Here is a 13,068-nt window from a genome sequence, read left to right on the forward strand (position 1 = left end):
GCAGTGGGCGCGCGTGGTACCCCGGTCAGGTCTCGCCGACGTGTGTCAGGCGGTCGTCGCCGAGGCGGTGCTGGACGTCGGCGAGGAGGGTACGGAGCAGGGCGGTCAGCTCGGCCTGCTTCTCGGGGGCGAGGCCGTCGAGCAACTCGGCCTCCCGGTGCAGCACCTGGTCCACGGTCGCCTCGACGACCTCGTGGCCGGTCGCGGTCAGCGTGACCTCGACGGTCCGCGGGCGCCCCTGCGCGGGCCCGCGGACCACCAGGTTCTCCCGTTCGGCGCGGGCCACCCGCTGGGAGACGGCGCCGGCCGTGATCATGCTGCGGCGGCCGATCTCGCGGGTGCTGAGGGTGTACGGCGGGCCGCTCCGCCGCAGCACGCTGAGCAGGTCCAGGGTGGCGGTGTCCACGCCGGCGCGGGCGAGGGTGCGGCGGCGGTCGTCGCCGAAGAGCTTGGCGAGCTGCCAGACGCTCGTGACGATGCCGATGGAGGAGACGGGCGTGCCCGGGCGCTCGCGCTCCCACGCGGCGGCGATGTCGCGCACGGGGTCGGACGGAGCCCTGCTCTCTCCCTGCCGACCGCCCTCCCTCTCTCGGCCGTCGTCGGCCTGCTTCCCGCTCTCGCTTGTCTCGTTCTCCCTTGTCACGGCGCCCCTCACCTCTGCTACGTTTAGCTCTAAATTTAGACCTGAATGGATGTGAGGGGTTCAGCTTATGACACGCAACGTCCTGGTCACCGGCGGCGGCACGGGCATCGGCCACGCGATCGCGCGGCACTTCGCCGAGCAGGGGGCCACGGTCGTCATCACCGGCCGCCGCACCGGTCCGCTCAAGGAGGCGGCGGACCGGATCGGCGCCCGTGCCGTGGTGTGCGACCACACCGACCCCGATGCGCTCACCCGGCTGCTCGCCGAGCTGCCCGACCGCGTCGACGTGCTGGTCAACAACGCCGGCGGGAACACCGACTTCGACGCGGACGCGGCGTCGGACCTGGCGGCGTACGCCCGGGACTTCCGCGCCAACCTCGACGCGAACCTGGTCAGCGCCGCGCTGACGACGAAGGCTCTGGAGGGGCGGCTCGCCGAAGGCGGCGCAGTGGTGCACATCGGGTCGATCGCGGCCGCCCGGGGAGGCGGTTCGTACGGCGCGGCGAAGGCCGGGCTGGCGACGTGGAACATCGACCTGGCCGGCGCCCTGGGGCCGCGCGGGATCACCGCCAACGTGGTCGCGCCCGGCTACATCGCCGACACCGAGTTCTTCCGGGACCGGCTCACCGACGAGCGGCGTACGCAGCTGGTGACGGAGACCGCCGTCGACCGGCCGGGCTCCCCGGAGGACGTGGCGGGTGCGGTGGCGTTCCTCGCCTCCCCGGCGGCACGGCACATCACGGGGCAGGTCCTGCACGTGAACGGCGGCGCGCTCACCACCCGATGAGGCGAGGGGCGCCGCACCTTCGTGCGGCTCGGGCCCCGCCCCACAAGGGGCGCGCCACGCCCGCGCCCTCGTGGGCCCCGGACCGCCCCGCACGAGGGCGCCGCGCCCCGTACGTCTCAGACCGCCCCCGCGTACCCCCGCATCCGTTCCAGTTCGGCCGCGACGTCGCTGAGCGTGGCGCAGTCCGGCGCCGACTCCAGGGCGGGCGGGGGCAGCAGCCGGGGGCGGTGCCGGCGCGGGGCGTCCAGCGCCCCCGCCATCTCCGTCAGCACCGCGCACAGCCGCTGCGCGTCCTCCTCGCTGGGCCGCTGCGCGCCCTGGTCCAGCCGGACGGCCGCTGCGGTCGTCGCGTCCACGATGCGCTCGGCGGCCCTGACGACGGTCGGCCAGTCGGGGGCGTCGGTCCGGTGCGCCAGCAGCTCCGCCGCCGCGGTCTCGGCCGCGGTACGGGCCTCGGCCAGCGCCTGGTAGGCGGCCCTGCGGAGCGCCAGCCGCTCCCCCGTGTCCGTACCGGGCTCGGTGGCGAGCACCTGGCGCAGGTACGCCTCCGTGCAGCGCAGCGCGGCGCCCACTCGTGGGCCGACCCGGCGGCGGGGGTCGGCGAGCTTCGGCAGATGACCGACGACCAGCACGATGAGGCAGGCGATCGAGGTGTCGACGATCCGCTCGGGTGCCGCCTCCCGCGCGCCGCTGACGTGCACGAACGACAACACCATCAGCGTGATGGCGACGGTCTGCAGGGCGAAGTGCCGGGTTGCGAACGGCAGCAGCGCACCGCCCGCGGTCGCCATCACCACCGGCCACCACGCGCCGGGCAGCAGCGGTCCGAGGAGCGCGAAGACCAGCACGCCGCAGGCGGTGCCGGCGAACCGGTTGACCGTACGCGAGAACAGCGGCCCGAGGTCGGGCTTGACGAGGAAGGTGGCGGTGGCGGGCAGCCAGTACCAGTGGTCGGCGCGCAGCAGGAGCGCCGTGGCGGCGCAGGCCGCGATGCAGAGGCCGACCCGCAGTCCGTAGTCGCGCCCGGCCGGCCCGAAGACGCGGCGGCCCGGCCCCCGGCGCCAGGCGAACACGCCCGCGACGCCGCGCGCCACGGAGGCCCAGCGCCCGGTCTCGAAGGCCGCGCGCGACCCGAAGGGGGCCCAGGCGCCGCTCTCCTCGGGTGCCGCGTCGGCGGCGGTGTCCGCCACCTCCTCCGGGGTCGCGCCGGGCCCCCCGAGGGCCGGGCGCAGCCCGCGGAGGAGCCGCTCGTCCGTCGCTCCCGCCGCGGTTCCGCCGCCCGGTGGCTGCGTACGGGCGAAGACCACCGCGGCGTCCAGCAGCGCCCGGTCGAAGGCGCTCCGGGCGGGCGTGGAGGTCTCGGGCGCCGGCAGCCGGCCGGGCGGCCGCCCGGTGCGCAGGGCGGTGGCGAGGGCACGCGGCCCGTCGGCGATGCGCGCGGGCAGCGGCCGCGCCTCCCAGAGCAGGGCGACGCTGGCCTCGCAGAGCGCCGTGGCGGCGGCGAAGCGTTCGATGAGCCGCCGTTCGCCCGTGCGGGGCCTGCGGCGCAGCAGCCGGCGCAGCCGCATGGCCTCGTCCGCCCGGTCCAGAGCCGTGGTCAGCCGACGCCTGGCCGGTTCGGCACCCGGTGTGCCGACCGCCGTCAGCGCCTCGGCGAGCGCGTCGAAGACGGTGGCGACGGCCGCGCGCTCGCCGCTGAGCGGGCCGCCCGGCGGCCGCGGTGAGCGCAGCACCAGCCGCAGCAGGAGCAGCCAGGCCGCGCCGGCGAGCGTCAGCAGGCTCTTCTGCCACGGCTCCAGCTGCGGCAGCGGCATGCCGGCACCGAGGATCGCGGCGGCGAGCATCTGCATGCCGGCCGCGGAGCGCACGGGCCCGGCGACGCTGCCGGCGCCGGAGACGAATCCGATGCCGAAGAGGGCGAGCACCAGCCACCAGCCGACGCCCGACAGTGAGGCGCCCGCGAACATGCCCAGCGCGACGGCGAGCGCGGGCAGTCCGATGTGCACGACGCCCTTGCGGCGGGTGCCGGGCCGGTCGTTGACGCCCGCGAGCATGGCGCCCAGGCCCACGAGCACGCCCGCGGCCGGGTGGCCGGTGGCGATGCCTGCGCCCAGCAGCGGCCCGGCGCACAGCGCTCCTCTGACCACCGCCGCCCACGGGACGGGCAGCCGCTGCCAGCGGAACGGGTGAGCGAGCCAGGCGGGTACGGCGCGGGGCATGGGCCTCCTCGGGTCGGCTGCGTACGGCTGCGGTACAGGTCATCGCTGCGTACGAGTACGGACGGTCCGTGGGGCGTCGTCGGCCGACGGTGTGCTGCTACCAGCCTAAGTGCCCGCATTGTCCGGGTCGCTGCCGGAGGGTTAACCCAAGATCACAAAAGGTCGAAGGGACTCCGGATACGGTCCTCCCATGACGAACGATGCGATCGTGATCGGAGCCGGGGTCACCGGGCTGACCTGCGCCGTCCGCCTCGCCGAGGCGGGCCGGACGGTACGCGTGCTGAGCCGGGACCCGGCGGCGGCAACGACGTCCTCGGTGGCGGGCGGCCTGTGCTGGCCGTACCGCATCCTCCCGGAGGCGGCGGCGGTCGAGTGGTCGGTGCGCGGCTACGAGGCCCTGGCCGAGCTCGCCGGAGCGGACGACACGGGTGTGCGGATGGTGACGGGCACGATGGCGGCGGCGACGGTGCCCGACCGCTGGCGGGAGGCCGTACCGGGGCTGCGCGCCGCGCGCCCCGAGGAGCTGCCCGCCGGCATACCCGAGGGCCTGCGGGCCCGCACCCCTCTGGTGGCGATGGACGCGCACCTTCAGTACCTGGAGCGGCGGCTGGCCGCGGCCGGCGGCACCTTGGAGCGGCGCCCGGCCGGCTCCCTGGACGACGTCGCGCGGGAGGCCGGCGCGGTGGTGAACTGCTCGGGCCTGGGCGCCCGGGAGCTGGTGCCCGACCCGGACGTGCGTCCCGTGCAGGGCCAGTTGGTCATCGTCGAGAACCCGGGCGTCGAGGAGTGGTTCGTCGACGCCGACGGGCACGCGGACACCACGACGTACGTGCTGCCGCAGCCGTACGGGGTCGTGCTGGGCGGCACGGCGGTCGAGGGCGCCTGGTCCACCGAGCCCGATCCGGCGGTCGCCGAGGCGATCGTGGCGCGCTGTGCCCGCGTCCACCCGGCGCTCGCCGAAGCGCGGATCCTCGCGCACCGCGTGGGGCTGCGCCCGGCCCGCCCCGCGGTGCGCCTGGAGGCGGAGCGGCTGCCGGGCGGCGGGCTGTGCGTGCACAACTACGGGCACGGCGGCGCGGGCGTCACCGTGGCGTGGGGCTGCGCGGACGAGGTGCTGCGGCTGCTGGACGCGGCGGCCTGAGGGCCCCTGAGCCGGGCCCCGCCGCACAAGGCCGCACCCGGCCGCACGAGGGCCGACGCGCCGGAGCGGAGGGCCGTGGCGGCCCTCCGCTCCGATGTCACCGCTGACGTGAGTGCGGGTCAGTCCTTCCCGGTGCCCGCGGGTGCGGGGCCGTCCTTGTCGCTGATGACCGTCGCCCCCTCCCCCGAGTCGCCGTTGGCCGGTCCGATCCGGATCTCGAAGTCGCCCTCGTACTTCTCGTGTCCGGCCACGACCGCGGCCTCGATGGCCTCCTCGCCGATCTGTCCGCGGACGATCAGCGGATCGCTCCGCAGGTCCTTCAGCAAGGCCCAGCACATCGCGATCATCACGAGTGTGAAGGGCGCCGCGACCAGGATCGTGAGGTTCTGCAGGCCGGTGAGCGCGTCACCGCTGCCGCCGCCGATGAGCAGCATGATCGCGGCGACCGCGCCCGTGACCACACCCCAGAAGATGACGACGGGCCGGGTCGGCTCCATGGTCCCCTTCTGGGACAGCGTGCCCATCACAATGGAGGCGGCGTCCGCGCCGGACACGAAGAAGATGCCGACCAGGATCATGACGAGCACGCTCATGAGCGTGGCGACCGGGTACTGGTGCAGCACATCGAAGAGCTGTCCCTCCACGGAGGAGGCGTCCGACAGCTTCTTGTGGTCCTTCAGGAACATCGCGGACGTACCGAAGATCGCGAACCAGATGAGGCTCACGACGCTCGGCACCAGGATGACGCCGCCGACGAACTGACGGATCGTCCGGCCCCGGCTGATGCGCGCGATGAACATGCCCACGAAGGGCGTCCAGGAGATCCACCACGCCCAGTAGAAGACCGTCCAGCTGCGCAGCCAGGTGTCGACGTCCGCACCGCTGCTGGCGCCCGTACGGCCGGCCAGCTGGGGCAGCTCGCCGATGAACGAGGCCACGCCGGTGGGCAGCATGTTCAGGATGAGGATGGTCGGCCCCGCGATGAACACGAAGACGGCCAGGATCAGCGCCAGCACCATGTTGATGTTGGACAGCCACTGGATGCCCTTGGCGATGCCGGAGACGGCCGAGAGGATGAACGCGATCGTCAGCACGGTGATGATGACGACCAGCAGCGTCGTGCTGACGCTGTCCTTCCAGCCCAGCACCTTGATGCCGCTGCCGATCTGCAGCGCTCCCAGGCCCAGCGAGGCGGCCGAGCCGAAGAGCGTCGCGAAGATCGCGAGGATGTCGATGACCCGGCCGGCCGTGCCGTTGGCCCGCCGCTTCCCGATCAGCGACGTGAAGACCGCGCTTATGGTCTGCCTGCGGCCGCGCCGGAAGGTGCTGTAGGCGATGCCGAGCCCGACCACCGCGTAGATCGCCCATGGGTGGAGCGTCCAGTGGAAGAGCGTGGTGGCCATCGCGGTGTCCATGGCCTGCGCGGCGTCGCCCGGATGGGTGCCCGGCGGCGGCGTGGTGAAGTGCCCCAGTGGCTCGCTCACGCCGTAGAACATCAGGCCGATGCCCATACCGGCGCTGAACATCATGGCGATCCAGGAGACCGTGCGGAACTCCGGCTGCTCGCCCTCGGCCCCGAGAGTGATCCGCCCGTACTTGCTGATGGCCAGCCAGATCGCGAAGATCACAAAGCCGGACGCGGCCAGTACGAAGGCCCATCCGCCGTTCTTGATGAGCCAGTCGAGCATGGTGCTCGACGCGTTCTCCAGTGACTCGGTGGAGGTGGCACCCCAGATGATGAAGGCCAGGGTGAGCAGTGCCGTGACGCCGAAGACGACCTTGTCGGTCTGGGCGGGCCCGGCACCCTGAGACTCCGTGGGCAGGTCTATGGGGGTTGGTGCCCCGCTTCCGCCCCCCGGTTCGTTCTCTCTGTCCGTCACGTGGTGACCTTTCGATGGGCTGGATTTCCCCTAGCCATTACCCCTTACCACGGTTCAACACCTGGATGAGGGCTTCGCGACCGTAAGGTGACCTGCGGACCGCCCGTCCAGCAGCAGGGGCACCAGCGCCCGTAGCGGCTGACGGAGCCGGACGAGTGCACCCGCACCGTCATGTTCGACCCGTACACCGTGAAGCGCCAGTTCGTCGCCGATTTCTTCGTACGCGGCACCGTCCAGCCGGTAGCCGCACGGCGGGTCCTTGATGACCTGCTCGTCGGTGGCCGGATCGTTGTCGGCGCCGCCGAGGTAGACCGGCCCGCGGTCCGCATATCCTGCCAGCCGCGCCGCCGTGGTGGCCGCCTCGATCCGGCCACGGCGCTCCCCGAGGAAGGCGAACGCGCCCTCCAGCCCGGCGAGCTGGGAGTCCACCCGGCGCCGGTTGTTGACGGCCGGGTCGTCCTTCTCGGCCTGGGTGAGCGGCGTCGTACGGGTCTCGACGAGCAGCCCGACGGAGTTCTTCACACCGGCCGTGTTGCGCAGGATGCGCTCCTGGCCGTCGCCCGCCACCTGCTTGACGGGCTCACCGGTCTCCGGGTCGGTCCAGATGCCGTAGATGCCGGTGCTGAAGCCGCTGTCCCGCACGGTGGGGCGGACGTACCGCTCGGAGAGGGTGGTGGCCTCCTTGTGCACCGCGTCCGCGGTGTTGAGGTTGCGCGGCCACAGTGCCAGCAGGTCCTTGTCGTAGTACGGCGGGGTGGCACCGTACTCGTGCAGGTCGTAGACGGTGTCGGGGCGGTAGTCGCGGAAGACCCGGGCCATGGCACGGCCCTCGGCGGTCTTCAGGGCGATGTGGTCGCGATTGATGTCCACGCCGTCGGAGTTGCCGCGGGTGTTCGCGGCGCGGCCGTCCGGATTGGCGGTGGGGATCACCAGGACGCTGGTACGGGCCAGGAAGCGGCGGGTGGCGTCGTCATTCGCGTAGGCGAGGTCGCGGACGGTGGACAGGCAGGCCTCGCGGCCCGAGGGTTCGTTGCCGTGCTGGGAGCAGATCAGCAGGACGGAGTTGCCGTGGCGTACGCGGTCGGCGGCGGGCGGCTGGGAGGCGCCGATGCGGACGAGCCGGACCGGCCGGCCCTGTTTCGTCGAGCCGATGCGGTCGACCCGCATGCGCGCGCTCTCCCGGTCGGCGCGGGCGAGGAGTTCCTGTTCCTCGGGCTGGGTGGTCCAGCGGGCGCCGTCGCTCTCCTCGAAGCCGGTGCGCGGCCCTTCGTGGCCCGCGGCGACGGCCTGGCCTGGTACGGCGAGGAAGGCCGTGGTGAGCGCGGTGGTGACGACGCCGAGCAGTGCGGTGCGGAATCTGTACCTCACGAAGCGGTGTCTCCCTTGAGCGGTTCGGACACGGTTCTCCGGGGCGGGCCGCACGTATGCGGTGCGGTGCGGCCCGCCCCCGGGGTCAGCGGGCCGCCGGTACGGGGCGGGTCGGGCGCGGCGCATCGAGGCCGGCGAGCGGCTTGCCCTCGGTACGCGGCGTACGCGCCGTACCGGAGAGGGCCTGCGCGGCCCCTACGAGGGGCAGCTCGGCCTTGGTGCGGGACAGGTCGAGGGTGAGCGTCGGCTTCGTGGCCGGCGGGTCGATGAGCCCGGCGTCCGTGCCGCCGATGATCAGGGCGAGCCGGTGCCCGGCGGGCACGACGTGGTCGGTCGCTGCCAGGTCCAGGGTGATCGTGTACGGCTTCCCGGGCGTCAGCGGGCGGCCCTTGTGCGGGTCGGCGTACGTCCCCAGGTCGGCCCAGCCGCGGCTGACGACGGTCTGCGCCACCTTCTGGGTGTCGGGCGCGGTCTCCTTGAAGCAGGCGCTGTCGCCGTCCCGGCTCGCGCCCCAGCAGGTGCGCCGGTCCAGCGTCGTGATGCCCTCGCCCTCCCCGGCGTAGTCGCGGATGGTGGCGGGGCCGAGGTCGACCAGGACGGCCGAGAGGTGGGCACTGGCGGTGGAGGGCGTGGCGGTGACGGTGACCCGGCCGGCGCCGGACAGCCGCAGCGGTGCGGCCAGCGGGGCGGTGCGGAACGCGGCCTTGGCGGCGGTCGGTTCGTCGGCGTGCTCGGCCCAGTCCGTCTCGCTCAGCTTCGGGTCGTCGGTGAAGGTCTCGGTGGCGCCGGACGGCGCGGGCCGCGTCCCGAGCACCCCGACACCCGGCTCCTCGCCCGTTCCGGGCCGCAGCGTCGTACGGGCGGCCGTACCGGGCGCGGGCCAGACGCGGTCCGTCGTCCACTTCCCCGGGGCGCGTTCGACGTCGGCCATCGGGGCCCGGTCGATGCCGTTGTCGTAGCCCATCAGGTAGTGATCGAACCACCGGTGCAGCGTCGACACCCATCCCCAGGCTCTCCTCTCCGTTCGAGCAGGGGAGGCCTCATCACTACGCCGGAAGTCGAACGGGTCGACGTGGCCGGTCTGCGAGAGCCAGATCTTGCGCTCGACGCCGTGCTTCGCGAGCGCGTCCCACCACTGCCCGAAGTGCTTGGTGCGGACATTGAGGTCCTGCATGCCGTGCACCACGAAGACGCTCGCCTTGACCTTGTGCGCGTCCTTCACGTAGTCGCGCTCCGACCACAGGTCCGTCCAGTCGCCGCTGCGCGGGGCGCCGTCGACGAGCTTCTTCTGGACGGCGGCGCAGCGGGCGCGGGCGGCCGGGCTCTCGACGTAGTCCGACAGCCACTCGGGGCCGGAGTCGTAGAGCGGGGCGCCCTGGGAGAAGTAGTAGTCGTACCAGGAGGAGATGGCGCCGATGGGCACGATGGTCTTCAGGTTCGGCACACCGGTGGCGGCCACGCCGTTGGCCACGGTGCCGTCGTAACTCTTGCCGATCATGCCGGTCCTGCCGTTGGACCAGCCGGCGGTGACCCGCTTCCCGCCCGTGGGGGCGTCGTAGGCGCGGGCGCGGCCGGCCAGCCAGTCCACGACGGCCTTGGCGGACTGCACGTCGGACCGGCCGCCGACGTCGACGCAGCCGTCCGAGTGGTTGGTGCCGGCGAGGTCGGCCAGGACCGTGGCGTACCCGCGCGGCACGAAGTAGTTGTCGTAGAACAGCGGGAACTGCACGGGGCGGCCGTCGGCGTCGTAGGTCTTCTTCTGGCTCTCGTTGCCGCGGCCGCAGCAGGAGTAGTACGGGCTTGCGTCCATGATCACGGGGACCCGGCGGCCCTGCTCGGCGGCCTCGCGCGGCCGGACGATGTCGACGGCGACCCGGTCGGTCCTGCCGTCCGAGTCGCCGTCCAGTTTCGTGTCCACCCATACGGATTCGCGGATGGCGCGGTCGTAGGAGTAGACGGGTCTGCTCTCTCCGGGGCCCGCGGCCCGCGCATCTCCTGAAGCGGCGGTCCGCATCCCCTCGGAGGCGGCGGCCCGCGTCCCTTCGGGGGCGGCCTGCGCGGTGCCACCGGGTGGCAGCAGGACGGCCAGCAGGGCGGCGGTGGCCGCCACGACAAACGCTTGCCACGGTATGCGGCCCAGCCGCGTGCGTATGGTCACCCGCCGGACCGTAGCGCGGGCTCCCGGCGCCACGTAAGGGTGCGGCAGGGACGGAAGTGACCATGACGGCCCGATGTCGGTCATGTGTCAGATATGGCCATGCACCTGACGTGAGACGCCGCAGTACATAGGGTCGGGAGAGACCCGACCAGGGTCGGTGTCACCCCCCACGTAGGCCGGAATCGTCCGGCCTCTCCGACGAGTTGGAGGACTCGTGCGTCACAGACTCCTCGTGCCGGGCGCTGCCGTGCTCAGCCTGCTGCTGGCGATCCCGGCATCGGCTGCCGACTACTCCCCCGGCGCGCCGGGCGCAGGCGACTCCTACTACCCCGAGAGCGGCAACGGCGGGTACGACGTCTCCCACTACGACCTGCGCCTGAAGTACCAGCCGAAGACGGACCTGCTGGAGGGCACCGCGACGCTGCTCGCGAAGACCACCCAGGACCTCTCCCGCTTCAACCTCGACTTCGGCCTGAAGGTCAGCGAGGTCCGCGTCAACGGCAAGAAGGCGTCCTTCAAGGCCTCCGGGAAGCACGAGCTGGAGGTGACGCCGGCCGCGCCGCTGCCCAAGGGCAAGGACATCAGCGTCGTCGTGCGGTACGCGGGCAAGCCCTCCGAGCTGAAGATCGACGGCTTCACGGCATGGGCGCGCACCCCCGACGGCGGTGTGGTGGCGCAGGAGCCGGACTCGGCGGTGTGGTGGTACCCGAGCAACGACCACCCCACCGACAAGGCCACGTACGACATCTCCGTGGCGGTCCCGGACGGCACCCAGGCGCTCAGCAACGGCGTCCTGCTCTCGCAGTCCTCCAAGCTCGGCTGGACGCGCTACAACTGGCGCTCGGACAAGCCGCAGGCGACGTACCTGACGACGTTGGCGGTCGGCAAGTTCGACATCACCAAGGACACCACAGCGAACGGCCTGCCGGTCATCAACGCGGTCAGCAAGGACTTGGGAAGCAACGAGGGCGCCGCGAAGGCCAGCATCGAGCGCTCCACCGAGGTCGCCGAGTGGCTGGAGACGGTCTTCGGCCCGTACCCCTTCAACGCCCTCGGCGGATACGTGCCGAACGTCCCGGCGGGTTACGCGCTGGAGACCCAGACCCGCCCCTTCTACGGCAAGAAGGCCTTCGACGCGGGCACCAACGTCTCCGTGGTCGTGCACGAGCTGGCCCACCAGTGGTACGGCGACAGCGTGTCGCTGAAGGACTGGAAGGACATCTGGGTCAACGAGGGCTTCGCCCGCTACAGCCAGTGGCTGTGGTCGGAGAAGGAGGGCGAGGGCACTGCGCAGGAGCTGGCGGACTACGTGTACGACCAGCACCCGGCCGACGACGCCTTCTGGAAGGTGAAGCCGGGCGACCCGGGCCCGGACAACCAGTTCGACATCGCGGTCTACGACCGGGGCGCGCTGGCCCTCCAGGCACTGCGCAACAAGCTCGGCGACAAGACGTTCTTCGGGCTCCTGAAGTCCTGGCCGACGGAGAACAAGTACGGCAACGCCTCGGTCGCCGACTTCGTGAAGTTCGCCGAGCAGAAGTCCGGCAAGCCGCTCGCGGAGTTCTTCGACACCTGGCTGTACCAGCCCGCCAAGCCCTCCGCCCCGGCGGCGAAGGGCGCCTCCATCGCGGCCGCGAGGACCGCGGCGGAGCGGCCGAAGTCGTGGAAGTCCATCGCGGCGACGAACGACGTCCACGACCACGGTGACGTGCACGCACAGGACGGGCACCGGCCGGAGTAAATCTCCCGGCCGCCCGGTGGTTACCAGAAGGTAATCACGGCTGGTTGGATGTGCGGCGCCGGATCAACCCACACCCCCACAGGGAGATTCAGTGCCGCACTCCACGCCGCGCCGCACGCGCGCCGCCGTCCTCGCCGCCGCGATCACCGTCGCGGCGGCGCCGCTCGCCACAGCGGCGCCCGCGTCGGCCGCCACCGCGGACACCCCCGCGCTCAAGGTCCTGACGTACAACACGTTCCTGTTCAGCAAGGCGCTGTACCCCAATTGGGGCCAGGACCACCGCGCCAAGGAGATCCCGGCGGCCGGCTTCTTCCGGGGACAGGACGTCGTCGTCCTTCAAGAGGCGTTCGACAACTCCTCCTCCGAGGCGCTCAAGGCGAACGCGGCGGCCGACTACCCGTACCAGACCCCGGTACTGGGCCGCTCGAAGGACGGCTGGGACGCCACCTCCGGGGCGTACTCCTCGCTCACCCCGGAGGACGGCGGGGTCACCGTCCTCAGCAAGTGGCCGGTGGTCCGCAAGGAGCAGCACGTCTTCAAGGACGCCTGCGGTTCGGACTACTGGTCCAACAAGGGCTTCGTCTACGCGGTTCTGAACGTGGACGGCAAGAAGGTGCACGTCGTCGGCACCCACCCGCAGTCCACCGACCCGGGATGCGCCGCGGGCGAGGCCGCCGCGACGCGCGCGAAGCAGTTCAAGGAGCTGGACGCCTTCCTCGACGCCCGGCACATCCCGGCGGACGAGCAGGTCATGGTCGCCGGCGACTTCAACGTCGACGCGCGGAGCGCGGAGTACCGGACGATGCTCAACGACGCCGGCCTGGTGGGCGCCGACGCCCGCACCGGCCACCCGTACTCCTTCGACACCCGGGACAACTCCATCGCCAGGGACCGGTACCCCACCGATCCCCGCGAGGACCTGGACCACGTCCTGCACCGCGCGGGCCACGTCCGCCCCGCGGGCTGGCACAACGAGGTCGTCAAGGAGCAGACCCCGCCCTGGACCGTCACAAGCGGCGGCAAGTCCTTCACGTACACGAACCTCTCGGACCACTACCCCGTCACGGCTGCCGCCGGCGCACAGGACGGCGCGGCGGATCAGCCGTAGAGGTGGGCCGGAACGGCTAGGGG

At 72.4% G+C, this 13,068-nt stretch carries 9 protein-coding genes; 4 read left to right on the forward strand and 5 right to left on the reverse strand.

The window, feature by feature from the left end; genetic code table 11:
* Nucleotides 1–25: 25 nt before the first annotated feature.
* Nucleotides 26–541 (reverse strand): MarR family winged helix-turn-helix transcriptional regulator, encoded by a 516-nt coding sequence (locus ACIGQF_RS21995; RefSeq protein ID WP_399713569.1) that lies wholly within the window; start codon nt 539–541, stop codon nt 26–28.
* A gap of 169 nt (nt 542–710) precedes the next feature.
* On the opposite strand from ACIGQF_RS21995, the gene ACIGQF_RS22000 reads away from it, so the two are divergent.
* Complete coding sequence (locus tag ACIGQF_RS22000; protein ID WP_399712713.1) at nt 711–1,430, forward strand: SDR family NAD(P)-dependent oxidoreductase; 720 nt, start codon at nt 711–713, stop codon at nt 1,428–1,430.
* 116 nt (nt 1,431–1,546) lie between these two features.
* On the opposite strand, the gene ACIGQF_RS22005 is transcribed toward ACIGQF_RS22000, so the two are convergent.
* On the reverse strand, nt 1,547–3,649 hold the full coding sequence (locus ACIGQF_RS22005) for an FUSC family protein (RefSeq protein WP_399712715.1): 2,103 nt from the start codon (nt 3,647–3,649) through the stop codon (nt 1,547–1,549).
* Nucleotides 3,650–3,839: 190 nt separating this feature from the next.
* Between ACIGQF_RS22005 and ACIGQF_RS22010 the strand changes: the two genes are divergently transcribed.
* Nucleotides 3,840–4,790, forward strand: coding sequence for an FAD-dependent oxidoreductase (locus ACIGQF_RS22010; protein WP_399712717.1), 951 nt, complete (start codon nt 3,840–3,842; stop codon nt 4,788–4,790).
* Between the two features lie 119 nt (nt 4,791–4,909).
* Here ACIGQF_RS22010 and ACIGQF_RS22015 read toward each other — a convergent pair whose 3' ends face one another.
* From ACIGQF_RS22015 to ACIGQF_RS22025, 3 genes are all read right to left on the reverse strand, one after another.
* The gene (locus ACIGQF_RS22015) at nt 4,910–6,670 is read right to left on the reverse strand and encodes a BCCT family transporter (RefSeq protein WP_399712720.1); all 1,761 of its coding nucleotides are present in this window, start codon (nt 6,668–6,670) and stop codon (nt 4,910–4,912) included.
* Nucleotides 6,671–6,724: 54 nt separating this feature from the next.
* On the reverse strand, nt 6,725–8,038 hold the full coding sequence (locus ACIGQF_RS22020) for a M14 family metallocarboxypeptidase (RefSeq protein WP_399712722.1): 1,314 nt from the start codon (nt 8,036–8,038) through the stop codon (nt 6,725–6,727).
* An 85-nt stretch (nt 8,039–8,123) separates the two neighbouring features.
* On the reverse strand, nt 8,124–10,196 hold the full coding sequence (locus ACIGQF_RS22025) for a Xaa-Pro dipeptidyl-peptidase (RefSeq protein ID WP_399712725.1): 2,073 nt from the start codon (nt 10,194–10,196) through the stop codon (nt 8,124–8,126).
* Nucleotides 10,197–10,410: 214 nt separating this feature from the next.
* On the opposite strand from ACIGQF_RS22025, the gene ACIGQF_RS22030 reads away from it, so the two are divergent.
* Nucleotides 10,411–11,937, forward strand: coding sequence for a M1 family metallopeptidase (locus tag ACIGQF_RS22030; protein ID WP_399712727.1), 1,527 nt, complete (start codon nt 10,411–10,413; stop codon nt 11,935–11,937).
* Nucleotides 11,938–12,028: 91 nt separating this feature from the next.
* The gene (sph, locus tag ACIGQF_RS22035; RefSeq protein WP_399712730.1) at nt 12,029–13,045 is read left to right on the forward strand and encodes a sphingomyelin phosphodiesterase; all 1,017 of its coding nucleotides are present in this window, start codon (nt 12,029–12,031) and stop codon (nt 13,043–13,045) included.
* Nucleotides 13,046–13,068: the final 23 nt, after the last annotated feature.

The organism is Streptomyces sp. NPDC053560, assembly GCF_044544605.1.
Classification (GTDB): Bacteria; Actinomycetota; Actinomycetes; order Streptomycetales; family Streptomycetaceae; genus Streptomyces.